This is a genomic window from Nocardioides sp. AX2bis (assembly GCF_902506435.1).
Classification (GTDB): Bacteria; Actinomycetota; Actinomycetes; order Propionibacteriales; family Nocardioidaceae; genus Nocardioides.
Window position 1 is genome coordinate 1 of the sequence record NZ_LR733236.1, and the last position, 23,100, is coordinate 23,100.

Here is a 23,100-nt window from a genome sequence, read left to right on the forward strand (position 1 = left end):
GGGGGCAGGGGTGTGCGCCGGGGCGCTCATCGGCCCGCCCCTCAGTGGCAGGGGTAGCCGAGCAGGTGGCGTCCGTCGTGGACGACCTCGTGGAGCGTCATCCCGCCCGGCACGCCGAACATCGTCAGGTCGACGCCGGCCAGCACGATCACCACGGTGGCCAGCAGGACGAGGAACAACGCCCACGGGGCGAGGGCGCGGAGCGGGATGGCGGGGACCTGGACCTGGGCCAGCGGCGTGGTGCCGAGGGCAGGGGTCGAGTGCGACATGGTGCCTCCTCAGGGATGACTGCGTCCCTGTTCGATGGGGTGGAAGCGGACCTTCGGGTCTGGCTCCCGCCCCCTCGGACTCTCGTCCTGGAGGGCGGTCACAGTAGCGCGACTGCGCCGGATTCACACCGGCTTCCTCGTGCCCGCGATCGCAGCCTAGGGCATCGCGGCGGGCTTGGGTACGGCGTCCGCCGACGTGGCCGCCCGGTGGTCGAGGAGCGAGCGAAGCGAGCGTCACGAGACCAGTTGCGGTGAGTCGATGTGTGATCTGCACTCACGTGGTGGATCCAGATCACACATCGAGGGTCCGAGGGCGCCGGTACGGGCGCTTCCGGTGGTCGAGCAGCGAGCGCCGGCCCCGGTGGTCGAGGAGCGAGCGAAGCGAGCGTCACGAGACCGGGCGCAACAGCCCGTGGGCCGCGCCACCGCGCCACCGGGGCCGGTCAGGTCGTGATCCGGTGTCAGCAGGTGACACCAGCACGCGAGTCGAGAGCCTCCGCGTGACCGGGCCCGGCGGTCGTGGGTCAGCGGACGCGCTGGAGCGCGCCGGACGACCCACGACCCCGTACCCCGGCCAGCGCGGCCAGCAGCACCTCGGTCGTCGCGGGCTCCCGGGCCGCGACCCGGCACCAGGAGGCGTCGAGGCCGGGGAAGGTGTCGCCGCGGCGTACGGCCACCCCCGCCTCCCGCAGCGCCTCGCGCACGCCCTCGCCCAGGCGGGCCAGGACGAACGACGTCGAGGAGCCGACGACCTCGACGCCGAGGTCGGTGAGACCGGCCGCGAGGTGCTCGCGCCAGGCGGTGAGCTCGAGCGCACGTCGTCCCGCCTCGGCCCGGGCCGCCGGGGCGCAGCAGGCCTGGAGCGCTGCCGCGGCCGTGGTGGAGACCGACCACGGCGTCTGACCGCGCCGCAGGTCGGCGGCCACGTCGGGCGCGGCGAGCAGGTAGCCGGCCCGCACGCCGGGCACCGACCAGTGCTTGGTCAGGCTGCGCAGCACCACGAGGCCCTCGAGCGGTCCCCCCGCGAGCGACTCGGGCTCACCCGGGACGGCGTCCATGAAGGCCTCGTCGACGACGACCAGCCGTCCCGGCCGCACGAGCCCGCGCAGGGCCGCGGCGGGGTGCAGCACCCCGGTCGGGTTGGTGGGGTTGCCGACGACCACCAGGTCGGCGTCCTCGGGCACCGCGGCCGGGTCCAGGACGAAGTCGTCCTCGGCCCGGCAGAGCACGGACGTGACCTCGTGCCCGGACTGCTCCAGCGCCGCGTGCGGCTCGGTGAACTGGGGGTGCACCACGACCGGCCGCCGCCAGGGGCGCAGCCGGGCGAGGAGCCCGAACGCTTCGGCGGCGCCGGCCGTCGCCAGCACCTCGCCCGGGGCGCGCCCGTGGTGGTCGGCCACGGCGCGCTCGGCGGCCGTCGGGTCGGGGTAGGAGCCGACCTCGTCCAGGCTCGCGACCAGCGCCTGGGTCAGCCAGCCGGGCGGGGGACCGGGGTGGACGTTGACCGCGAGGTCGACCAGGCCGTCGCCGGTCTCGGCGTCGCCGTGGTGGCGCAACGGGTCGGGGGGTCTCGTGACGCTCGCTGGCGCTCGCTCCTCGACCACCGGGTCGGGGGGTCTCGTGACGCTCGCTGGCGCTCGCTCCTCGACCACCGGGTCGGGGGGTCTCGTGACGCTCGCTGGCGCTCGCTCCTCGACCGCCGGGGCTGGCGCTCGCTCCTCGACCTCCGGGGCTGGCGCTCGCTCCTCGACCACCGGGTCGGGGGGTCTCGTGACGCTCGCTGGCGCTCGCTCCTCGACCGTCGGGGCTGGCGCTGGTTCCTCGACCTCCGGGGCTGGCGCTCGCTCCTCGACCGTCGGGGCTGGCGCTGGCTCCTCGACCGTCGGGGCTGGTGCTCGCTCCTCGACCACCGGGGCCGCGTACGCGTGCGCGGCGTCGGCGAAGCGCTGCGCCAGCTGCGGGTGCCCGGCCCAGTGGGTGTGCAGGTAGCTCGCGTGCAGGGTCGGCGTGGCCGTCCCGACGTCGGTGCCGTCGACGGTCCAGGCCGCCACGTCCCCGGCCACCGGGTCGACGTGGGTGCGGTGGAACTCGTGCCCGGTCACCTCCTCGCCGGCCCGTCCGAGCAGGGAGTCGGCGGGGGCGGTGGCGGCCGGGTAGCGCAGCGTCAGCCGCTCGGTCATCGCCGCGCCCGCGGCGACTGCGCCCACCATCGGCTCGCCGTCGAGGGTGTCGCAGAGGTAGAGCAGCCCGGCGCACTCGGCGACCGTCGGCACGCCCGCCGCCACCGCGGCCCGCAGCGAGGCGCGCATGGTTGCGTTGCCGGTCAGGTCGGCGGCGTGCACCTCGGGGAACCCGCCGCCGAGGTAGACCGCGGCGGTGCCCGTCGGCAGCGCCGCGTCAGCGAGCGGGTCGAAGGCGACCACGTCGCAGCCGGCCGCGCGCAGCAGCTCCTCGGTCTCGGCGTAGCGGAAGGTGAACGCCCGTCCGCCGGCGACGGCGACGACCGGCCGCGCGCCGTGCCGTACGTCCGCCGGGGGAGCGACGTGGTCGTGCGGGGACCACGGCGCCACGTCGAGGTCGGGCGCGGACCTCGCCACCGCCAGCACCGCGTCCAGGTCGACGGAGGCGGCGACGTGGTCGGCCAGCGCGTCCAGCGCCGCCGCCGAGAGCTCGCGCTCCTCGGCCGGCACCAGTCCGAGGTGGCGCGAGGGTGCCGCGACCGCCGGGTCCCGCGGGATGGTGCCCAGCACCGGCAGCGAGATCGAGGACGTCACCTCGGCGGCGTGCCGCGGCGACCCGGCCTTGTTGAGCAGCACCCCGACCACCTCGACGGAGTCGTCGTAGGTCGCCATCCCGTGCACCACCGCGCCGATCGAGCGCGACGAGCGGGAGATGTCGACGACGAGCACCACCGGCGTACGCGTGAGCGCGGCGACGTGGGCGGTCGAGGAGAACCCCTTCCCGCCGACCCGGCCGTCGAAGAGTCCCATCACGCCCTCGACGACCGCGACGTCGGCCGGGACCGGCGTCCGGGCGCCGTGCAGCAGCAGCGGGGCGACCCGGTGCTCGCCCACCAGGTGCGGGTCGAGGTTACGCCCCGGGCGCCCGCAGGCCAGCGCGTGGTAGCCGGGGTCGATGTAGTCCGGGCCGACCTTGTGGCCCGACACGACGTGCCCGGCCCGGGTCAGCGCGGCCATCAGCCCGGTCGAGACGGTGGTCTTGCCCTGGCCGGTGGCCGGGGCCGCGACGACGATCCGCGGGAGGCGGGTGGTCACCACTCGATCCCCCGCTGGCCCTTCTGGCCGCGGTCCATCTGGTGCTTGACCTTGCCCATCTCGGTGACGAGGTCGGCGGCCTCCACCAGGGCCGGGTGGGCGCGGCGGCCGGTGACCACGACGTACTGCCGGCCGGGGCGCTCCCGCAGCGTGGCGACGACGTCGTCGACGTCGACCCAGCCCCACTCCATCGGGTAGGTGAACTCGTCGAGCACGTAGAGGTCGTGGCGCTCCTCGGCGATCCGCCGCTTGACCTCGGCCCAGCCCTCGGCGGCGTCGCGGGCGTGGTCCTCGGCGTCGCCGGCCTTGCGCGACCAGGACCAGCCCGAGCCCATCTTGTGCCACTCGACCGGGCCGCCCTCGCCGGTCTGCTCGTGCAGCTCGCCGAGCCGCTCGAGCACGGTCTGCTCGCCGATGCGCCACTTCGCCGACTTCACGAACTGGAAGACCCCGACGTCCCAGCCCTGGTTCCACGCGCGCATGGCCAGGCCGAAGGCGGCGGTCGACTTCCCCTTGCCGTCGCCGGTGTGGACCATCAGCAGCGGCAGGTGCCGGCGCTGGGCGGTGGTCAGGCCGTCGTCGGGGACCGTGCTCGGGGTGCCCTGCGGCATGTCAGCTCCTGCTCTCGGCGGGGTCGGTCGGGGTGGCCTCGGTCGGGACGGCGCGGTACGTCTCGTGGTGCACGGCGTCGGCCAGCGGCCGCCGGGAGCGCCAGCGGTGCCGCTCGAGGTCCGGCACCTCCTGGAGCCCGGTGACGTGGCCGACGCAGAGCCAGGCGACCGGGCGTACGCCCGCGGGCAGCGCGAGCCGCTCGGCCAGCCACTCCTCGTGGAAGAACGACACCCAGCCGACCCCGACGCCCTCCGCGGTCGCGGCCAGCCAGAGGTTCTGGATCGCCAGGCAGGTGGAGTACAGCCCGGTGTCGGCGATGGTGCGCCGGCCGAGCACCTGCGGCCCGCCGCGGGCCTGGTCATGGGTCACCACCACCCCGAGGCCGGCCTCGCGGACGCCCTCGACCTTGATCGCGGCGAAGGTGGCGGCGCGGTCGGGCGGCAGCTCGGCGGCGTACGCCTCCCGCTCGCCCGCCACGTGGCCGGCGAACGCCGCCAGGGTGGCCGGGTCCCGCACGAGCACGAAGTCCCACGGCTGGCTCATCCCGACGCTGGGCGCGCGGTGCGCCGCGGCGAGCACCCGCTTGAGCACGGCGTCGTCCAGCGGCTCGCCGCTGAACTCCGCCCGGACGTCCCGTCGGCGCGCGACGGCCTCGTAGAGGTCCATCAGGCGGCGGGTCGGGCCGGGCCGGCGGGTCGGGCCGGGCGCGCGACGGCGGCCAGCGCGTCCGCGCTCACCTCGCCGACCGGCACGTGCTCGGCGCCGAGGTGGTCGGCCAGGCTGCGAGCCAGGCCCATCCGCATCGGTCCGGACTCGCAGTCGACGACCACGCTGCCGACGCCGGCGGCCGCCAGCAGGTCGGCGGCGCCCCGGGAGCGGTCGACCGCGTCGGCCCCGGCGGTGGCGCGGCCGTCGGTGACGACCACCAGCAGCGGGCGCCGGCGGGGGTCGCGGACCCGCTCCACCTCGAGGCAGCGCGCCGCCTCGAGCAGGCCCTCGGCCAGCGGCGTGCGCCCGCCCGCGGGCAGCACCTCGAGCCGGGCGGCGGCGACGTCGACGGACCGGGTCGGCGGGAGCGTCAGCTCGGCGCCGGTGCCGCGGAAGGTCACCAGGCCGACCTTGTCGCGGCGCCGGTAGGCGTCCAGGAGCAGCGAGAGGATCGCCGCCTTGACCTCCTCCATCCGTCGCCGCGCGGCCATCGAGCCGGACGCGTCGACGCAGAAGAGCACCAGGTTGGACTCCTGGCCCTCCCGCACCGCGACCCGCAGGTCGTCGGGGCGCAGCAGCACCCGGCCTCCGGCACCCGGGACGCGCCCGCGGGCGACCTGGTGCGGCGCGGCGGCGCGGACGGTCTCCCCGAGGTGCACCGCGCCCTGGCGGCCGGGCCGGGCGCCCGTACGACGCCCGGTGGACGTCACCGCGCGGCTGCGTCGACCGGCCTCGCCCTCGCCGGTGCCGCGGACGGCCAGCAGCCGGGCACGGTAGGCCGACCCGGCCCCCACGGTGGACTTGCCGCCGGGCGGGGGTGCGGCCGCCGGGTCCGGTGCGGGGTCGGGTGCTGCGTCCGGCGTTGCGTCATGCGTCCCGTCCGGGGCGGTGACCGGAGCGTCTGACGTCCCGCCGTCCGCGGTCCCCGGGTCCGGCGCAGCGTCATGCGTCCCGTCCGGGGAGCCGTCCGGAGCGTCTGACGTCCCGTCGCCGCCGCCGTCCCCGCCGGCCCCGTCCCCGTCGTCGCCGCCGCCGTCCCCGCCACCGGGCGGCTCGGGGTCGGGCTCGTCGGGGTCCTCGGGCAGCAGGTCGTCGAGCAGGTCCTCGTCGAGGCCGGGGGCGTCGAACGGGTTGCGCCGGCGTCGGTGCGGCAGGGAGAGCCGGGCCGCGGCGCGGATGTCCTCGGTCGTGACGAAGCGGCGGCCGTGCCAGGCGGCGTGGGCGGCGGCGGTACGGGCGGTGACGATGTCGGCGCGCATGCCGTCGACGTCGAGCGCGGCGCAGAGCTCGGCGATCCGCAGCAGCGCCCCGTCACCGACGACGACCTCGCCGACCAGGGCCTGGGCGGCCGCGACCCTGGCCCGCAGCGCCTCCTCGTCGGGTGCCCAGGTCGCGGCGAAGGCGTCGGGGTCGGCGTCGTAGGCCATCCGGCGGCGGACGACCTCGACCCGACGGGCCGGGTCGCGGGGGGCGGCGACCTCGGCGGTCAGGCCGAACCGGTCGAGCAGCTGCGGGCGCAGCTCGCCCTCCTCCGGGTTCATCGTCCCGACCAGCACGAAGCGGGCCGCGTGCGAGACCGACACCCCGTCCCGTTCGACCGTGGCCCGGCCCATCGCCGCCGCGTCGAGCAGCAGGTCGACGAGGTGGTCGTGGAGCAGGTTGACCTCGTCGACGTAGAGGATCCCGCGGTGCGCGCGCGCCAGCAGGCCGGGCTCGTACTCCGCGGTGCCCTGGCTCAGCGCCCGCTCGAGGTGCAGCGAGCCGAGCACGCGGTCCTCGGTGGCGCCGACGGGCAGCTCGACCAGGCGTACGGGGCGGCTCTCCACCGCCGCGTCGGCGGCGAACGGCCCGTCGGGCGACGACGTCTCCCGGCCGCGCTCGGTCGGGTCGGAGGAGAACCGGTCCCCGGCCACGACCTCGACCGGCGGCAGCACCGCGGCGAGGGCGCGCACGATCGTCGACTTCGCGGTGCCCTTCTCGCCGCGGACCAGCACCCCGCCGATCGCGGGGCTGATCGTGGTCAGCACCAGGGCCAGGGCCATCGGGTCGAGGTCGCCCGGCCGGCCGTCGGGGGCACCGTCGGAGGCAGCGTCGGGGTTGCCGGTCGCGCCCGCAGGCACGACGGCAGAGAAGGGGTAGTGCGCTGGCATGGGAGGCTCCCGCTCGTCCGCCATCGGATGGACGCCGCGAGGCCGGTCTTCGGACTTCCTCGAGCACGCCGGATCGCGTGTCCAGGTCACCGCAGCGGGCCTGTGCCGGACTCTCACCGGCTTCCCAGATTCTCCCCTCGGCGTCCGGTCGTGACCGGGGCGTCGGGGCACCTCGTGGCTGAGCCGCCACGCTAGCGCAGGCCCGGGGCACCTAGGGACGTGACTCCTCGGTCGGGCGCCTGCTGCGCGTGCCGCCGCATCCGATCTGGACGGCGTTGTCGGCGACTCGACGGGACTACGTCCCGCCTTCGCGCCTCCGCCTTGCCAGATCGGCGCGACACCACGCTCGCGACGACGCCGACCGAGGGGTCACGCCCTAGGGTCGGCGCCCATGAGGGCGAGGATCACGGTGGTGGGGATCGGCGCCGACGGGTGGGCGGGCGTCCCGCCGGGACTGCGGGCGCTCGTCGACGACGCGGAGGTCGTGCTGGGCGGGCCCCGCCACCTGGCGCTGCTGGCGCCGCGGCCGGGTCAGCACCGGGTGCCGTGGCCGGTGCCGCTGCGCGCGGGGCTGCCGTCGCTGCTGGCCGAGCACGCCGGACGCCGGGTGGCCGCCCTGGCGACCGGTGACCCGCTGCTCTCGGGGATCGGCACGACGCTGGTCGACCTCCTCGGGCCCGACGCCGTCGAGGTCCACCCCGGGCTGTCGTCCGTCGCCCTGGCCCGCGCCCGCCTCGGCTGGTCGGCCGAGAGCGCCGCGGTGGTCAGCGTGGTGGGCCGCGACCCCGCGCTCGTCCTCCGCGAGCTCGCCCCGGGCCGCCGCGTGGTCGCGCTGTCCTCCGACGCCACCACGCCGGGCACGCTGGCCCGGCTGCTCGTCGAGCAGGGGTACGGCGCGTCGCTGCTGACGGTGCTCGGCGACCTGGGCGCGCCGACCGAGACGCGCCTCGACACCACCGCCGCCGCCTGGGACGCAGCCGCCGACGCCCGGGTGCCCCCGCTCAACGTCGTCGCGCTCGACCTCCGCGGACCCGTGGTCGGGTCGTGGACCGCCGGGCTGCCCGACGAGGCGTACGAGCACGACGGGCAGCTGACCAAGCGCGACCTGCGCGCCGCCGCGCTGGCCCGGCTGGCCCCGCAGCCCGGACAGCTGCTGTGGGACCTCGGTGCCGGCGCCGGCTCGATCGGCGTCGAGTGGCTCCGCGCGCACCCCACCTGCCGGGCCGTGGCCGTCGAGGCCGATCCCGCCCGGGCCGCCCGGATCGCCCGCAACGCCGCGCGGCTCGGGGTCCCCGGCCTCGACGTGCGCACCGGCCGCGCCGAGGACGTCGTGGCGACGCTGCCCGGTGCGGTGGCCCACCCGGACGCGGTGTTCGTCGGCGGCGGAGCGACCGCGCCCGGCCTGCTCGACCGGTGCCGGCAGGCGCTGCTGGGCCGCGGGCCCGGCAGCCGCCTGGTCGTGCACGGCGTGACCCTCGAGACCGAGGCGCTGCTGGCCCGGATGCACGCCGAGCACGGCGGCGAGCTGACCCGGACCTCCGTCGAGCACGCCGCCCCGATCGGCTCCTTCCGCGGCTGGTCGCCCGCCCGGGCGGTCACCCAGTGGTCCTGGACCGTCCCCACCACCGCCAGCACCGACCGGGAGACCTCGTGACCGTCCGCTTCGTGGGTGCCGGCCCCGGCGCCGCCGACCTGCTCACCCTGCGCGCCGCCGCGCTGCTCGGCGAGGCCGACGTGGTGCTCTACCCCGGCACCTACCTGGACGAGGCCGTCCTCTCGCACTGCCGCGACACGGCCCGCCTGGTCGACACCCAGGGCCTCGACCTGGACACGATCGTCGACCACCTGGTCGCCGCCGACGGTGCGGGGGAGGACGTCGTGCGCCTCGTCTCCGGCGACCCGTCGCTCTACTCCGCGGTCGCCGAGCAGGGTCGGCGCCTGGACGAGGCCGGCGTCGGGTGGGAGGTGGTGCCGGGCGTGCCGTCGTACGCCGCGGCCGCCGCCCTGGTCGGGCGCGAGCTGACCGTCCCGCTCGTGGCCCAGTCGGTGGTGCTGACCCGCGCCCAGGCCCGCTCCACGGCGATGCCGGAGCGCGAGTCGCTGGCGCGGTTCGCCGCCACCGGCGCCACCCTCGTGCTGCACCTGGCCGTCACCCGCACCCGCGAGGTGATGGCCACGATCGAGCCCGAGCACGGCGCCGACTGCCCGGTCGTGGTGGTCTTCCGGGCCAGCCAGCCCGGCGAGCTCGTGCTGCGCGGCACGGTCGGCGACATCGCCGACGCCGTCGAGGGGGCCGGTCTGCGCCAGGCCGCGGTCATCCTGGTCGGGCGCGCCCTCGACCCCCGGGCCGGCGGCCCGGACGGGATGGGGGAGTCGTGGCTCTACTCAGCGGACCGGGACCGCGCGTGAGGTCCACACCGCCCCGCGCGCGCTGACCCGCGTGCCGCGGGCGCCGACCAGCAGCAGGCACTTCATGTCGATCGTGGCGGGGTCCAGGTCGCCCAGCGTGGTCACGGTCAGCGACTCCTCGGCGCGCCCGACGTCGCGTCCGACCACGACCACCGTCGCGGCCGGGAGCTCCTCGAGCAGCACCTCCCGCGCCCGGGCGACCTGCCAGGTGCGCGAGCGCGACGCGGGGTTGTAGACCGCGCAGACCAGGTCGGCCCGGGCCACCAGCCGCAGCCGCTCCTCGACGACCTCCCACGGCTTGAGCCGGTCCGAGAGGCTCAGCACGGCGAAGTCCCCGCCGACGGGTGCGCCCGCGCGGGCGGCCACGGCCTGCACCGCGCTCACCCCCGGCAGCACCCGCACCTCCACGTCGTCCCACCGGCCGTCCGCGGCCGGGTCGTCGAGCGCCTCGTAGACCGCCGCGGCCATTCCGAAGACGCCGGCGTCGCCGCCGGAGACGACGGCCACGCGCTCGCCGCCGCGGGCCAGGTCGAGGGCCAGGCGGGCCCGGTCGACCTCGACGGTGTTGCCGCTGGCGTGGCGGGTGAGGCCCGCGCGGGCCGGGACCCGGGCGACGTACGGGCCGTACCCGACGACGTGGTCGACCTCCGCCAGCGCCTCGGCGACCTCGCCGGTCAGCCAACGGTCCGGACCGGGGCCGAGACCGACGACGAGGACCTCGCCGGGCGTGGTCCCCGTCGGCGCGGGTGCGGGCGCGTCGCGGCGACCCTTCCCGTGGCGGGAGTCGCCGGGCACGACGACCAGCGAGAAGTACGGCACCGAGTCCGGGTCGACCTCGGCCACCGGCAGCCGGCGCTCCCCGGGCATCGAGGCCCGCTCGACGTAGACCGCGTCCTCGAGGCGGCCCGCGGCGGCCAGCGCCCGCCGGACGGCCGGGAAGGTGCGCCCCAGCTTCATCACCACCGCGCCGTCGCTGTCGGCCAGGCGGCGCGCCAGCTCGGGCTCGGGCAGGGTGCCGGGCAGCACCGTGAGCACGTCGGTCTGGCGCACGAGCGGGGTCGCGGCCGTCGCCGCGGCGGCCGCGAAGGCGGGCACGCCCGGCACGATCTGGGTCTCGAACCGGTGCGCGAGGCGGTCGTGCATGTGCATGAACGAGCCGTAGAAGAGCGGGTCGCCCTCCGCCAGCAGGACGACGTCGCGCCCGGCCGCCAGGTGCGCGGCGAGCCGCTCGGCGGCCTCGGTGTAGAAGTCGGCCATCGCGCCGGCGTAGCCGCCGGGGTGGTCGGTGCCGCCGGTGGTGACGGGGTAGCGCAGCTCCTCCTCGACCGCCCCGGCCGGGATCAGGTCGGCGGCGGTGCGGCGCGCGTTGGACTCCTTGCCGACCCCGGCGTGGTAGGCCACGACGTCGGCGGCGGCGATCAGCCGGGCAGCCTTGAGGGTCACCAGCTCGGGGTCGCCGGGCCCGAGGCCGACGCCGGCGAACCGGCCCGCCGGACGGTCCTGCGACACCCGCGTCACTCCTCCTCCTGGGCCAGCGCGTTGAGGGCGGAGGCCGTCATCGCGGACCCGCCGCGACGCCCGCGGACGGTCACGAACGGCACGTCGATGCCGTGGTCGTCCGCGAACGCGGCCAGGGCGTCCTTGGACTCCGCGGCCCCGATGAACCCGACCGGGCAGCCGATCACGGCGGCCGGGCGGGGGGCGCCGTCGAGCAGCATCTCGAGCAGGTGGAACAGCGCGGTCGGGGCGTTGCCGATCGCGACCACCGCGCCGTCGAGGTGGTCGGCCCACAGCGACACCGCTGCCGCCGACCGGGTCGTGCCCCACGCCGCGGCCAGGCCCGGGACGCGGCGGTCCGGCAGATAGCAGTGGACGGCGTTGCCCGCGGGCAGCCGCGAGGCGGTGATGCCGGTGGCCACCATCCGGGCGTCGCAGAGGATCGGCGCGCCGTCGGCCAGCGCCGCGCGGGCCGCCGGGACCAGGCGCGGGTGGACGACCAGGTCGTCGACCAGGTCGACCTGGCCGGTGCCGTGGATCATCCGGACCGCGAGCCGCTCGGCCTCCGTCGGCACCCGCGACAGGTCGCTCTCGCGACGGATGGTGGCGAAGGAGTCGACGTAGATCTCCGGGCCGTGGTCGACGTAGGCGTAGCGCTGCGGCGGTCGGCTCAGCGGGGTCATCGCGCACCTCCCTCCTCGTGCGGGGCGGGGTCCGGCACGACCACCCCGCGCCAGGGCGTCACCACCAGCGTGCCGCCCGGGTCGCGGGCGACGAGGGCGTCGACCAGGTCCGGCCCGAGCACGCCGCCGGGGGCCTCGACGTGCTCGCCGCCGACCAGCGGGCCGTAAGCCGGGCGCGCCGCGGGGGCCGGGACGCGGTCGTCGGGCGCGCGGGTGGGCGCCAGCGGCCCGTCGAGCTCGGCCACGTGCCAGGCCGCGGCCGGGTCGGGACGGGCGGCCAGGAAGCGGCGGACCAGGTCGAGGAGGGCGGCGGGGACGTCGTCGAGCGCGACCACCTCGCCCCAGCCCGCCCCGACCCGCAGCTGGGCGGTCCGGTCGTCCAGGGCCACCGCGCCCAGGTCGCACGGGCGGTCCACCAGGTCGCCGCGGCCGTCGTCGAGGGCGAGCAGGAACCGACCGGACAGCCCGGCGGCGGCGGGCTCGGCCAGCAGCGCCGCGTCGAGGGCGTGCACGACCGGGCGCAGGTCGGCGCGGCCGCCGCCGACCCGGCCGGTGTCCAGCCCGGTCCGCGGCGAGGCCATCAGGTTGCGGACCAGCTCGTGGGTGGTCGACGGCAGCAGGCCGGTGGCCGCGAGGTCCGCGACGACGTCGGGCCGTACGGCACCGGGCCCGCCGTCTGCGGCGTCGGCGCTCGGCAGGGCGCGCAGCTGGAGGTTCGCGCGCCCGGTCAGGTGCAGGTCACCGTCGCCGTGCTCGCGGGCGACCCCGGAGAGCGAGGCGAGGGCGCCGGCGGTGACCCGGCCTCCGGGGAGCCGGACCCGGACCAGCAGGCCGTCCTCGGCGGGCCAGGGCCGGGCGACGCCGGGGCAGCGGTCCGTGGCGGCGTCCTGGCCGTCGGTGCCGGGGCGCGAGCGGACGAGGGGTGGGTGGGACACGGTCACCTCGGTGGTCGGAGGCTCGTGCGCGGAGCCTGCGTGGACCTGACGACGGACGTCGCCGGGGCCAGCAGGTCTTCGGACTCGGGATCACCCGGCGCGGAGCACCTTCCCGGACCGATGTCGCTGGTCCAGTGGCCTGCCTCTCGACAGGAGCCCCGTCCGTCACCCATACCGCTGCGCGTCAGTCCCGGCCTCGCACCGGGTTCCCTGGCCTCCCGGCGGACCGGGAGGCGTGACTGGCGCGGCCAACCTAGCAAGCGTCGTCCACTGGTCTGGTCACTCCCGCGCGGGTGGGCCGGACGTCACCACGCGCCCGCCACACTGGCCCCATGTGCGACGACTACGTCGAGCAGCGGACCGGGCCGCGGAGCGGGCCGCGGCCCCTGACCTCCCCCCGACCGTCCGCCGTCCGCCGTCCCGGGTGCCTGGAGTGCACGGCCGCGGGCCTCCCGGAGGCCTTCGAGGACCTGTACGACGCCACCGTCGAGCAGGTCTGGCGTCTCGCGCGGCTCAAGGGCCGTGGCGACGAGGCCTGGGCGCGCCAGGTCGTCCGCGAGACCTACGCCGAGGTCCGGCGCAGCGCGTCGACCTTCCGCCCCGCCGAGCACCGGACGCTGACCTGGGTCCTGGCCGTCGCCTCCTCGCTGACGCGCACCGGACCCCGCCGCGACCCCGGTCCCTGGGACGGTCAGGCCGCGTGAGCGACACCGACGTCGTCGTGGTCGGTGCGGGCCTCGCGGGCCTGCGCTGCGCCCGGGCCCTGGTCGACCGGGGTCACGACGTCGTCGTGCTCGAGCGCGACGACGCCGTCGGCGGCCGGATCCGCACCGACCGCGTCGACGGGTTCGCGCTCGACCGCGGCTTCCAGCTGCTCAACCCGGCGTACCGCGCGGTGCGCCGCTGGGTCGACGTGGACGCCCTCGGCCTGCAGCCGTTCGCCGCCGGCGTGGCCGCGCGGGGCGAGGAGGGCCTGGTCCGCCTCGGCAACCCGCTGGCCGCCCCCTCGCTGCTGCTGCCCTCGGTGCGGGCGGTGGTGCCGCGACCACGCGAGGTGCTCGCGGCCGCCCGCTGGGCCGCGCCGCTGCTGCGTGCCCGACCCGGCCGCCGCCTGGCCGCGAGCCTGACCACCGCCTCCCGGCGCCCCGACGTCAGCCGTCGCGAGGCCCTCGACCGCGCCGGCGTCGACGGGCTGCTGCGCGCCACGCTCGACGCGTTCTTCGCCGGGGTGGTGCTGGAGGACGACGGCTCGACCTCCCAGGCGTACGCCCTGCTGCTCACCGCCACCTTCCTGGCCGGCACCCCGGCGCTGCCCGAGCGCGGGATGCAGGCGCTGCCCGAGCAGCTGGCCGGGCCGCTGGGCGACCGGGTCCGTCTCGGCACCGGGGTGGACGCCGTCGAGACCGTCGCCGGGGGCGCGGTCGTGCACACCGGCGGGACGACGCTGCGCGCGCGGCAGGTCGTGGTGGCCGTCGCCGGCCAGGACGCCGGCGCGCTGACCGGCGCGCTGACCGGGGACCCGGGCGGCTCCGGGGCCGGCGTGCGACCGCGTACCAAGGGGGTCGTGACCTCGTGGTTCGCCGCCGACGAGGCGCCGACCGACTCCCACCTGCTCTTCGTCGACGGTCGGTCCCGCCCGTCCGGCCCGCTGGTCAACACCGCCGTGGTCAGCAACCCCGCGCCGTCGTACGCCCCGGCCGGGCAGCACCTCGTGCAGGCCTCGGCCCTGCTCGGGCCGGACCGGCCGGTGCCGACCGAGGACGACGTGCGTCGTCACGCCGGCGAGCTGCTCGGCGCCGACCCGCGCGGCTGGCGACTGCTGCGCCGGCACGAGGTGCCGCACGCGCTGCCGGCCCAGCCGGCGCCGCTGTCGTTGCGACGCCCGGTCCGGGTCCGTGACCACCTGGTCGTCTGCGGCGACCACCGCGACACCGCCTCGATCCAGGGCGCCCTGGTCAGCGGTCAGCGCGCCGCGCTCGACGTCGCCGCCGCACTCGCCCGCTGACCCGCCGCTCGTCGCCCGCGCCCCGGCGGCCCCGGGGTCAGGCGAGCCGCGCCGCCAGCGCCCGACCGAGGTCGCGCCCGGAGGTCCAGGCGGTCTCGACCTTGGGCGGGCCGCCCCAGCCGTCGCCGCAGACGCCGAGGCCCGACTCCGTCAGCAGGTACGGGTCGTCGCGCTCGCCGGTCGGGCGCGCCAGCGACCAGCGCTGCACGTAGGTGCCGGCCGGCTCGTCCTCGATGCGCAGCAGCCGCTGCAGCGCGGCGAGCATCGCGGGTCCCGCGGATTCCGGGTCCTCCAGGTGCGCCGCGGCCAGCGCCGGGGTGGAGTGCGCGACGAGGACGGCGGCGTCGTCGCCACGGCGTCGGCCGTCGTCGGCGATCCACGAGAGGTCGTCGTCGCCGTTGACGAAGGCGCCGTGGAAGACGCCCGGGGCGACCACGCCGTCCCAGGTGCGGGAGGCCCACCAGGCAGCCAGGGCCAGGATCGGCTCGGAGGGCCGGGTGAGCTGCTCGCGGTGCTGGGTCAGCCCGTCGCCGAGCAGCCGGGCGGCCTGCTCGTCCGGCATCGCCAGCACGACGGCCGGGGCCGCGGCGCCGTCGACGTCGAGCCCGTCGGTCGTCGCCGTCACCGACGACACCGCGCCCTCCTCCACCGTCACGCCGGCGGTGCCCGCGAGGGCCTCGACGAGCGAGCGCAGGCCGCCGGTGGCGCCCCAGCGCACGGGTCCGGTCTTGACCTCGGCCGACGGGCCGCCGTCGGCGCCGGCGTCCAGCGCCAGGAAGGTGTCGGTCCACGGGAAGGCCAGGCCCCGCGTACGCCACCGGTCGACGACCTTGGCGAAGTCGCCGTCCTGCGTGGCGGTCAGGTAGGAGGCCCCGAGGTCCACCGGCCGGTCGGCCAGGCGGCGGCTGGCCAGACGGCCGCCCATCCGGCGGCCGCGGTCCACGACCCGGACCGGCACCTGCGCCCGGACCAGCTCGGCTGCGCACGCGACCCCGGCGATGCCGGCTCCCACCACCACGACCGGTTCCATGCTGCGAGCCTGTCACGCACCCATCCACCAGCCGGGTGGCCTCCTGCGCGGGGCCCGCGGGCGCTAGGTTCGTCCCCTCACTCCCGGGAGGTGCAGCGTGGCGGACGAAACGGACGCGGTCGTACCGGTGTTCTTCCTCTCCGACAGCACGGGGATCAGCGCCGAGACCATGGGCAACGCCCTGCTCCTGCAGTTCCCCGACGTGCCGTTCGAGCGGACCACCATCCCGTTCATCTCCACAGTCGAGGACGCGGCGAGGGTGGTGGCGATGATCGACGAGGTCGCGGCCGGCCCGACGACGCCGCTGGTGTTCACCACCGCGGCCGAGGACGCCGTACGCCTGGAGCTGCGGAAGACGACCGCGCCGATCATCGACTTCTTCGACCTCCACATGAACCGCGTCGAGGCGATCCTGGACCGCCGGGGCAAGCGCGAGGCGATGAGGCTGCACGGCGTCGGCGACGTCAAGCGCTACAACGCCCGGATGTCGGCGGTGGAGTTCACCATCGAGCACGACGACGGGCAGAGCCTGCGCGCGATGGAGAAGGCCGACGTGATCCTGCTGGCGCCGTCGCGCTGCGGCAAGACGCCGACCAGCATGTACCTCGCGCTGCAGCACGGGCTGTTCGTGGCCAACTACCCGTTGGTCGACGAGGACCTCGAGGCCTCCGGCCTGCCGCGCCCGGTCGAGCCGTTCCGGGACCGCTGCTTCGGGCTGATCACCAACGCCGACCGCCTCAGCCGGGTGCGCAACGAGCGCCGTCCGAACTCGACCTACGCCTCGCCGGAGCAGTGCCGTTGGGAGCTGCGCCGCGCCACCGAGCTCTACCGGGCGCACCGCGTGCCGTCGATCGACACCTCGGCGAAGTCGGTCGAGGAGATCTCGGCGCTGATCATCCAGACCCTCTCCCGCCGCCCCGGCGGCAGCACCGCCAAGCCCAGCACCACCCGGAACCGTGGAGGACGAGCATGAGCGACACCCAGGCCGACCAGCAGGCCGCACAGCCCGACGCCAGCCACGTGCGCTGGTTCTCCGAGATCGGGATGGGCGACCTGGAGGAGGTCGGCGGCAAGAACGCCTCCCTCGGCGAGATGGTCAGCAACCTGGCCGACCTCGGCGTCGCGGTGCCCGACGGGTTCGCGACCACCGCGCAGGCCTACCACCACTTCATCGGCGACACCGGTCTCGCCGAGCGGATCTCCGCGCTGGTCGACGACCTCGACACCGAGGACACCCGCCGCCTGGCCGAGGTCGGCAAGGAGATCCGGGCCGCGGTCGTGGCGCAGGAGTTCCCCGAGGACCTCGAGCGCGACATCCGCACCGCCTACGAGCAGCTCGTCGAGAGCTCCCGCGGCGAGGACGGCGAGGAGCCGTCGTTCGCGGTCCGCTCCTCGGCCACCGCCGAGGACCTCCCCGACGCCTCGTTCGCGGGCCAGCAGGAGACCTTCCTGAACGTCCGCGGCATCGACGCGGTGCTGCTGTCGGTGCGGGAGGTCTACGCCTCCCTCTACAACGACCGCGCGATCGCCTACCGCGTCCACCACGGCTTCGCCCACGGCGACGTGGGCCTGTCGGCCGGCGTGCAGCGGATGGTCCGCTCCGACATCGGCTCGTCGGGCGTCATGTTCACCATGGACACCGAGTCCGGCTTCACCGACGCCGTCTTCGTCACCTCCGCCTTCGGCCTCGGCGAGGGCGTCGTCCAGGGCGCCGTCAACCCCGACGAGTTCTACGTCTACAAGCCAGCGCTCAAGCTCGGCAAGCCGGCCGTGCTCAAGCGCGGCATCGGCGCCAAGGCCACCAAGATGGTCTACACCGAGGACACCGAGGTGGGTCGCACCACCGAGTTCGTCGACGTGGAGCCGGCCGAGTCGCGCCGCTTCAGCCTCACCGACGCCGAGGTCGAGGGGCTGGCCCGGCACGCCGTCACCATCGAGGAGCACTACGGGCGCCCGATGGACATCGAGTGGGGCAAGGACGGCCTCGACGGCAAGCTCTACGTGCTGCAGGCCCGCCCCGAGACGGTGCAGTCCCGGCGTACCGGCGCCACCGAGCGCTTCAGCATCGACTCCTCGGTGACCAAGGGCGCCGACGTGGTCGTCGAGGGCCGTGCGATCGGCCAGAAGATCGGCGCCGGGTCCGTACGCGTGCTGAAGTCCGTCGACCAGATGCACGAGTTCGAGGCCGGCGAGGTGCTCGTGGCCGACATGACCGACCCCGACTGGGAGCCGATCATGAAACGTGCCTCGGCGATCGTGACCAACCGCGGCGGGCGCACCTGCCACGCCGCGATCATCGCCCGCGAGCTCGGCATCCCCGCCGTGGTCGGCACCACCAGCGGGACCAAGGACCTGGCCGACGGCCGCGAGGTCACCGTGTCCTGCGCCGAGGGCGACACCGGCCTGGTCTACGACGGGCTACTCGACTTCGACGTGGAGACCACCGAGCTCAGCGAGATGCCCGAGATCCCGGTCAAGATCATGATGAACGTCGGCACGCCCGAGCAGGCGTTCGCCTTCTCGCGGCTGCCGCACCGCGGCGTGGGCCTGGCCCGGCTGGAGTTCATCATCAACCGCCAGATCGGCGTGCACCCCAAGGCGCTCCTGGACCTCGAGGCCGACCCGGACTCGCTCGACCCCGCCCTGCGCGAGGAGGTCGAAGAGATCATCGCGGCCTACGACTCGCCGCGCGAGTTCTTCGTCAAGCGCGTCGCGGAGGGCGTCTCGATGATCGCGGCGGCCTTCGCGCCGGAGCCGGTGATCGTGCGGATGAGCGACTTCAAGTCCAACGAGTACGCCAACCTCGTCGGCGGCGAGACCTACGAGCCGCACGAGGAGAACCCGATGATCGGGTACCGCGGCGCGTCGCGCTACCTCTCGGAGGACTTCGCGGAGTGCTTCGCGATGGAGGCGGAGGCGCTGAAGTACGTCCGCGAGGAGATGGGTCTGGCCAACGTCAAGATCATGATCCCCTTCGTGCGCACCGTCGCCGAGGCCAAGGGCGTCATCGACCTCCTCGGCACGCACGGCCTCGTCCGTGGCGAGAACGACCTCCAGGTCGTGATGATGTGCGAGGTCCCCTCGAACGCGGTGATCGCCGAGCAGTTCCTCGAGCACTTCGACGGCTTCTCGATCGGCTCCAACGACATGACCCAGCTGACCCTCGGCCTGGACCGTGACTCCAGCCTGGTGGCGGCCTCCTTCGACGAGCGCGACCCGGCCGTGCAGCACATGCTGTCGCTGGCGATCGCGGCCTGCCTCAAGCAGGGCAAGTACGTCGGGATCTGCGGCCAGGGCCCCTCGGACCACCCCGACATGGCCGAGTGGCTGGTCGAGCAGGGCATCGAGACGATGTCGCTGAACCCCGACACCGTCGTCGACACCTGGCTGCGGCTGGGCGGGGTCGAGGCAGGCACCCGCTAGGTCCGCGACCCGGGCCCGTCGGCCAGGATGGACGCATGAGAGCGGTCCTGGTCGAGGCGTTCGGGCAGCCCCCGCGGGTGGCGGACGTCGAGGAGCCGGCCTGCCCCGACGACGGGGTCGTGGTCGCGGTGGAGGCCACCGGGCTATGCCGCAGCGACTGGCACGCCTGGCAGGGCCACGACGACGGCGTACGCCTGCCGCACGTGCTCGGCCACGAGCTGGCCGGCACCGTGGTGGAGGTCGGGCCGGACGCGGCGGGCTTCGTCGAGGGCGACCGGGTGACCACCCCCTTCGTGCTGGCCTGCGGCGACTGCCCGGCCTGCGCCCGCGGCGACCAGCAGGTCTGCGCCCGTCAGCTCCAGCCGGGCTTCACCCAGTGGGGCTCCTGGGCCGAGCGGGTCGCGCTCCCGCGTGCCGAGGTCAACGTGGTCCCGCTGCCGCACGGGGTCGACGCCGCGGTCGCCTGCGGCCTCGGGTGCCGCTTCGCCACGGCGTACCGGGCGGTACTCGAGGTCGGTCGCGTGCGGTCGGGCGAGACCGTGGTCGTCCACGGCTGCGGCGGGGTGGGGCTCGCTGCGGTGATGGTGGCGGTCGCCGAGGGTGCGCAGGTCGTCGCGGTCGACCCCGCCCCGGCCTCACGGTCGCTGGCCGCCGACCTCGGCGCGACCGCGGTCGCGCCGGACGAGGTCACCGCGACCCTCGCCGCGCTCACCGCCGACGGGGCGGACCTGTCGCTGGACTGCCGCGGGTCCCGCGACGTCGTCGCCGCCTCCCTGGCCTGCCTGCGCCCGCGCGGTCGGCACGTCCAGGTGGGTCTGCTCGGCGGGGCCGACGCCTCGCCACCGGTCGACCTCGGGCTGGTCGTGGCCCGCGAGCTCCAGCTGCTGGGCAGCCACGGGCTGTCGGCGGAGTCCTACCCGGCGCTGCTCGCGCGCGTGGCCGACCAGACGTACGCCCCGCAGCGGCTGCTGCGCGACGAGGTCGGCCTGGAGGAGGCCGTCCGCCGGCTGGTCGCCCTCGACACCCCGGGCGCCGGTGCCGGCGGGATCACGGTGATCCGGCCGGGCCTCTGAGCGGCGGGGCTCTGAGCGCCGGGGCCGAGCCCTACATCGACTCGCGCAGGAACGCGATCGTGTCGTCCATCGCCGCGAAGAACGCCGGGCCGAAGGCGTGGCCGTCCTCGTACAGCTCGAGGGTGGAGTCCACCCCGGCGGCGCGCAGGGCGCTCTGCGAGTCCCGCGCCCACTGGAGCGGGCAGGTGTCGTCGGCGGTGCCGTGCACCAGCAGGACCGGCTCGGTGACCCGGTCGAAGGACGGGCGGGCGCTGACGGCCGGCCAGAACTCGCGCCCGCGCGGCGAGCCCGGCAGGCCGTACTCCCGCTCGACGTAGGAGGCGACCTCGTCGCGGTCCGGCGCGGTGAACTGGTTGAAGTTGTCGTCCTCGCGCGAGCTCACCGAGGCCCAGCCGACGCCCGCGTCGAAGGCGCCCGGGGCGGCGGCGAGCGCCCGGAGCATGACCCCGCCGCCCATCGAGCGGCCGAAGAGCGCGACCCGGTCGTCGTCCACCGGTACGTCGTCGCTGCGCCGCAGCGCTGCGGCGGCGTTGACGACGTCGGCGACGTAGCCGAGCCGGACGTCGCGCTCGGCCTGCTCCTCGGTGCCGTCGGACTCCGCGTGCGCGCGGTAGTCGACGTGGAAGGCCACGAACCCCCGCGAGGCCAGCACCCCGCGCTCCCGGGTCATGCCCTGGCCGCGGACGTAGAAGTCCGGGTCGATGTAGCCGTGCGCCAGGACGACCGCCGGGAACGGACCGCGCCCGGTCGGCACGTTGAGCACGCCGGAGATCGTCAGGTCTCCGCTGCGGTAGGTCGCGTCGTACGAGGTGTAGGCCTCGGTCTCCTCGCGCACCGCGCCCAGCCGCAGGCCGCCGCCGGCGTAGTCGCGGTTCTCGGAGTAGTAGGCCGCCAGCGAGACGGGGTCGGGCTCCTCGCGCTGGACGGGCTCGCGGGAGGGGGCCGTGGACGGCTCGTCCGACGCGGACGTCGAGGGGGAGGGCGACCCCGACGGCGGGGCGGAGGAGCCCGCGGCGCTGCTCGGCGCGCCCGTGGTCTCCTCGGTCCCCCCGGAGCACGCGGAGGCGACCAGTGCGAGGCCGAGGAGCGGGGCGAGGACGGTCAGGCGGCGCGGACCCATGACCCGATCGTGCCAGGGGCACCTAGGCTCCTGCGCATGCCGACGACGCCGACGCTGACGACGCCGCTGGACCTGCTCGGCCGCTGGAGCCTGGAACGCGAGATCGAGGACCGGTACGCCGCCGCGCGCCTCCGCGTCACCGGGACGGCCGTGCTCGAGCAGGTCGACGGCGGCCGGGTCCGCTGGCACGAGGAGGGTCTGCTGGAGCGGCCGGGGAGCGCGCCGGCCGCGGTGCACCGCACGCTGCTCGTCGTCCCCGACGCCGCCGGCTCGTGGCAGGTCACCTTCGACGACGGCCGCCCCTTCCACCCCTGGTCGCCGGGCCTCGCGGTCGACCACCCGTGCGCCGACGACCTCTACCGCGGCGTGGTCGACATCCAGGACCGGGGGCGCTGGACGGTGACCTGGCAGGTGCGCGGCCCGGCCAAGGACCACACGATCACCACCGCCTACGCCCGCCCCGTCGCGTGAGCCGGCACCGCCGCGCCGAGGAGACCCACGGCCACGGGCACGGCCACGGGCAGGAGGGCGCCGCCGACGGCGCGGTCCAGGTCGGCGCGCTCGCGCGTACCGCCGTGCTGGTCTCCCTGGCCGCGTTCGTGGTGGCCGCGGTCGTGGGGGCGGTCTGGCTGTGGCCGGACCGCGAGCCCGACTTCGGCGAGGGTGGCCCGCCGGCCTTCGCCACCGAGGACACCGAGTTCGTCACCGCCGACGTCACCGAGGTCGCCGCGCCCTGCACCGACGGCGAGCGGGCCGCGGTCGAGGACGGCGCCGCCGGGAGCCGTGGCGGGGGCGGCGGGGCTGCCGCGCTCACCTGCGGCCAGGTCGCGGCCACCGTCACCGAGGGCGCGGGGGAGGGCGAGCGGGCGGTGTTCCCGGTCGCGCCGGAGGTCTCCCGCTCGGGGCTCACCGGGGGCGACTCGGTGCTGGTCGTGCGGGTGCCGACCGAGGGCGGCGCGTCGTACCAGTTCTCCCAGGTCCAGCGGGGCGGGGCGCTGGCCTGGCTGCTGGGGATCTTCGTGGTCGCGGTGATCGCCGTCGCGCGGCTGCGGGGGCTGATGGGCCTGGTCGGGCTGGGGCTGGGCGCGGTGGTGGTCTGGCAGTTCACCCTGCCCGCCCTGCTGATCGGCGAGAACGGGCTCGCGGTGGCGATGACCAGCGCCACCGCGATCATGGTGGTGGTGCTCTACACGACCCACGGGTTCTCGATGCGCAGCAGCGTCGCCCTGCTCGGCACCCTGGTCGGGGTCGCGCTCACCGGCGTGCTCGGGCTGCTCGCGATGGGCGGGACGCGGCTGTCGGGGATCTCGGACGAGACCGGCGGGCTGCTGGCCGGCCAGGTCTCCGGGCTCGACTTCCGCGGGCTGCTGGTCTGCGGGATCGTGCTGACCGGCCTCGGCGTGCTCAACGACGTGACCATCACCCAGGCCTCCGTGGTCTGGGAGCTGCGGGCCGCCCAGCCCGGGATGCCGCGGCGGCAGGTCTTCGCCAGCGCGATGCGGATCGGGCGGGACCACATCGCCTCGAGCATCTACACGCTGCTCTTCGCCTACACCGGGGCGGCGCTGATCGTGCTGATGCTGGTCTCGCTGCTCGACCGCCCGTTCCTCGAGCTGGTCTCCTCGGGCGTGCTCACCGAGGAGATCGTGCGCACCCTGACGAGCGCGATCGGGCTGGTGCTCGCGGTCCCGCTGACCACCGGGCTCGCCGCGCTGCTGGCCGCGCCGGCCGCCGCGCGACAGGCCGGCCCGCTGTAACGCTCTGTTACTTCATCTGGTGCGGCGGGCGGGGTCCATCGGTCGTAGCAACGGGGTCAGGCTGCTGACGGGGTTGTCAGGAGCTGGTCCAGCTCTTGGGCTGGTGTGCGCATGTTGAGGGTAGGCCGTGGTCTGGCGTTCAGGGTGGCTGCAA

The 23,100-nt window shown here is 76.0% G+C and carries 19 protein-coding genes and 2 riboswitches; of the genes, 9 read left to right on the forward strand and 10 right to left on the reverse strand.

Going from position 1 to position 23,100, the window contains the following annotated elements; all coding sequences use genetic code 11:
- Nucleotides 1-41: 41 nt before the first annotated feature.
- From GV155_RS19935 to GV155_RS19955, 5 genes are all read right to left on the reverse strand, one after another.
- Nucleotides 42-269 (reverse strand): CbtB domain-containing protein, encoded by a 228-nt coding sequence (locus GV155_RS19935; RefSeq protein WP_160012002.1) that lies wholly within the window; start codon nt 267-269, stop codon nt 42-44.
- Between the two features lie 524 nt (nt 270-793).
- Nucleotides 794-3,544: a cobyrinate a,c-diamide synthase gene (locus GV155_RS20925; RefSeq protein WP_160012004.1), complete on the reverse strand. Its 2,751-nt coding sequence runs from the start codon at nt 3,542-3,544 to the stop codon at nt 794-796.
- On the reverse strand, nt 3,541-4,155 hold the full coding sequence (cobO, locus tag GV155_RS19945; RefSeq protein ID WP_160012006.1) for a cob(I)yrinic acid a,c-diamide adenosyltransferase: 615 nt from the start codon (nt 4,153-4,155) through the stop codon (nt 3,541-3,543). The genes GV155_RS20925 and cobO overlap by 4 nt, the downstream gene beginning before the upstream one ends.
- 1 nt (nt 4,156) lies before the next feature.
- Nucleotides 4,157-4,822, reverse strand: a complete 666-nt coding sequence (gene bluB, locus GV155_RS19950; RefSeq protein WP_160012008.1) for a 5,6-dimethylbenzimidazole synthase — start codon at nt 4,820-4,822, stop codon at nt 4,157-4,159.
- The gene (locus tag GV155_RS19955) at nt 4,822-7,014 is read right to left on the reverse strand and encodes a VWA domain-containing protein (RefSeq protein ID WP_160012010.1); all 2,193 of its coding nucleotides are present in this window, start codon (nt 7,012-7,014) and stop codon (nt 4,822-4,824) included. The genes bluB and GV155_RS19955 overlap by 1 nt, the downstream gene beginning before the upstream one ends.
- A gap of 23 nt (nt 7,015-7,037) precedes the next feature.
- A riboswitch (cobalamin riboswitch) is annotated at nt 7,038-7,204 on the reverse strand.
- A 201-nt stretch (nt 7,205-7,405) separates the two neighbouring features.
- Here GV155_RS19955 and cbiE point away from each other — a divergent pair.
- Nucleotides 7,406-8,668, forward strand: a complete 1,263-nt coding sequence (cbiE, locus tag GV155_RS19960) for a precorrin-6y C5,15-methyltransferase (decarboxylating) subunit CbiE (RefSeq protein ID WP_160012012.1) — start codon at nt 7,406-7,408, stop codon at nt 8,666-8,668.
- Entirely contained in the window at nt 8,665-9,423 is a 759-nt protein-coding gene (locus GV155_RS19965) for a cobalt-precorrin-4/precorrin-4 C(11)-methyltransferase (protein ID WP_160012014.1), read from the forward strand. Before cbiE ends, GV155_RS19965 begins: the two co-directional genes overlap by 4 nt.
- Here the strand turns inward: GV155_RS19965 and GV155_RS19970 are convergent.
- From GV155_RS19970 to GV155_RS19980, 3 genes are read right to left on the reverse strand one after another with little or no spacing between them, the layout of a single operon-like run.
- Nucleotides 9,400-10,932: a precorrin-2 C(20)-methyltransferase gene (locus tag GV155_RS19970; protein ID WP_160012016.1), complete on the reverse strand. Its 1,533-nt coding sequence runs from the start codon at nt 10,930-10,932 to the stop codon at nt 9,400-9,402. The two genes, GV155_RS19965 and GV155_RS19970, sit on opposite strands and share 24 nt — an antisense overlap.
- Before the next feature lie 5 nt (nt 10,933-10,937).
- Nucleotides 10,938-11,603: a precorrin-8X methylmutase gene (locus tag GV155_RS19975; RefSeq protein ID WP_160012018.1), complete on the reverse strand. Its 666-nt coding sequence runs from the start codon at nt 11,601-11,603 to the stop codon at nt 10,938-10,940.
- Complete coding sequence (locus GV155_RS19980) at nt 11,600-12,538, reverse strand: nitrite reductase (protein WP_160012020.1); 939 nt, start codon at nt 12,536-12,538, stop codon at nt 11,600-11,602. The genes GV155_RS19975 and GV155_RS19980 overlap by 4 nt, the downstream gene beginning before the upstream one ends.
- Before the next feature lie 52 nt (nt 12,539-12,590).
- A riboswitch (cobalamin riboswitch) is annotated at nt 12,591-12,797 on the reverse strand.
- A 73-nt stretch (nt 12,798-12,870) separates the two neighbouring features.
- Here GV155_RS19980 and GV155_RS19985 point away from each other — a divergent pair.
- Both GV155_RS19985 and GV155_RS19990 read left to right on the forward strand, forming a co-directional pair.
- Nucleotides 12,871-13,242, forward strand: coding sequence for a hypothetical protein (locus tag GV155_RS19985; protein WP_160012022.1), 372 nt, complete (start codon nt 12,871-12,873; stop codon nt 13,240-13,242).
- A complete protein-coding gene (locus GV155_RS19990) occupies nt 13,239-14,543 on the forward strand; it encodes a flavin monoamine oxidase family protein (RefSeq protein ID WP_160012024.1) in 1,305 nt (434 codons plus the stop codon). The genes GV155_RS19985 and GV155_RS19990 overlap by 4 nt, the downstream gene beginning before the upstream one ends.
- A 37-nt stretch (nt 14,544-14,580) precedes the next feature.
- Here the strand turns inward: GV155_RS19990 and GV155_RS19995 are convergent, their stop codons facing one another.
- Nucleotides 14,581-15,573: an NAD(P)/FAD-dependent oxidoreductase gene (locus GV155_RS19995; RefSeq protein WP_160012025.1), complete on the reverse strand. Its 993-nt coding sequence runs from the start codon at nt 15,571-15,573 to the stop codon at nt 14,581-14,583.
- A 97-nt stretch (nt 15,574-15,670) separates the two neighbouring features.
- Between GV155_RS19995 and GV155_RS20000 the strand changes: the two genes are divergently transcribed.
- The 3 genes from GV155_RS20000 to GV155_RS20010 are packed head-to-tail and all read left to right on the forward strand — an operon-like array spanning nt 15,671 to nt 20,069.
- Nucleotides 15,671-16,546 (forward strand): pyruvate, water dikinase regulatory protein, encoded by an 876-nt coding sequence (locus GV155_RS20000; protein ID WP_201300393.1) that lies wholly within the window; start codon nt 15,671-15,673, stop codon nt 16,544-16,546.
- The gene (gene ppsA / locus GV155_RS20005; RefSeq protein ID WP_160012027.1) at nt 16,543-18,996 is read left to right on the forward strand and encodes a phosphoenolpyruvate synthase; all 2,454 of its coding nucleotides are present in this window, start codon (nt 16,543-16,545) and stop codon (nt 18,994-18,996) included. Before GV155_RS20000 ends, ppsA begins: the two co-directional genes overlap by 4 nt.
- A 35-nt stretch (nt 18,997-19,031) precedes the next feature.
- Nucleotides 19,032-20,069 (forward strand): alcohol dehydrogenase catalytic domain-containing protein, encoded by a 1,038-nt coding sequence (locus GV155_RS20010; protein ID WP_160012029.1) that lies wholly within the window; start codon nt 19,032-19,034, stop codon nt 20,067-20,069.
- A gap of 31 nt (nt 20,070-20,100) precedes the next feature.
- Here the strand turns inward: GV155_RS20010 and GV155_RS20015 are convergent, their stop codons facing one another.
- The gene (locus tag GV155_RS20015; RefSeq protein WP_160012031.1) at nt 20,101-21,189 is read right to left on the reverse strand and encodes an alpha/beta hydrolase family protein; all 1,089 of its coding nucleotides are present in this window, start codon (nt 21,187-21,189) and stop codon (nt 20,101-20,103) included.
- Between the two features lie 36 nt (nt 21,190-21,225).
- On the opposite strand from GV155_RS20015, the gene GV155_RS20020 reads away from it, so the two are divergent.
- Together GV155_RS20020 and GV155_RS20025 are read left to right on the forward strand one after the other, a co-directional pair.
- Complete coding sequence (locus GV155_RS20020; protein ID WP_160012033.1) at nt 21,226-21,660, forward strand: DUF6314 family protein; 435 nt, start codon at nt 21,226-21,228, stop codon at nt 21,658-21,660.
- A complete protein-coding gene (locus GV155_RS20025; protein ID WP_160012035.1) occupies nt 21,657-22,946 on the forward strand; it encodes a YibE/F family protein in 1,290 nt (429 codons plus the stop codon). The genes GV155_RS20020 and GV155_RS20025 overlap by 4 nt, the downstream gene beginning before the upstream one ends.
- Nucleotides 22,947-23,100: the final 154 nt, after the last annotated feature.

What these genes read in the sequence shown, in the direction of transcription:
- GV155_RS20010 (WP_160012029.1), top strand. Translation starts at nt 19,032, where the DNA reads ATGAGAGCGGTCCTGGTCGAGGCGTTCGGGCAGCCCCCGCGGGTGGCG.
- cbiE (WP_160012012.1), top strand. Translation starts at nt 7,406, where the DNA reads ATGAGGGCGAGGATCACGGTGGTGGGGATCGGCGCCGACGGGTGGGCG.
- GV155_RS19955 (WP_160012010.1), bottom strand. Translation starts at nt 7,014, where the DNA reads ATGCCAGCGCACTACCCCTTCTCTGCCGTCGTGCCTGCGGGCGCGACC.
- GV155_RS20015 (WP_160012031.1), bottom strand. Translation starts at nt 21,189, where the DNA reads ATGGGTCCGCGCCGCCTGACCGTCCTCGCCCCGCTCCTCGGCCTCGCA.
- GV155_RS19995 (WP_160012025.1), bottom strand. Translation starts at nt 15,573, where the DNA reads ATGGAACCGGTCGTGGTGGTGGGAGCCGGCATCGCCGGGGTCGCGTGC.
- cobO (WP_160012006.1), bottom strand. Translation starts at nt 4,155, where the DNA reads ATGCCGCAGGGCACCCCGAGCACGGTCCCCGACGACGGCCTGACCACC.
- ppsA (WP_160012027.1), top strand. Translation starts at nt 16,543, where the DNA reads ATGAGCGACACCCAGGCCGACCAGCAGGCCGCACAGCCCGACGCCAGC.
- GV155_RS19975 (WP_160012018.1), bottom strand. Translation starts at nt 11,603, where the DNA reads ATGACCCCGCTGAGCCGACCGCCGCAGCGCTACGCCTACGTCGACCAC.
- GV155_RS19935 (WP_160012002.1), bottom strand. Translation starts at nt 269, where the DNA reads ATGTCGCACTCGACCCCTGCCCTCGGCACCACGCCGCTGGCCCAGGTC.
- bluB (WP_160012008.1), bottom strand. Translation starts at nt 4,822, where the DNA reads ATGGACCTCTACGAGGCCGTCGCGCGCCGACGGGACGTCCGGGCGGAG.
- GV155_RS20020 (WP_160012033.1), top strand. Translation starts at nt 21,226, where the DNA reads ATGCCGACGACGCCGACGCTGACGACGCCGCTGGACCTGCTCGGCCGC.
- GV155_RS19985 (WP_160012022.1), top strand. Translation starts at nt 12,871, where the DNA reads ATGTGCGACGACTACGTCGAGCAGCGGACCGGGCCGCGGAGCGGGCCG.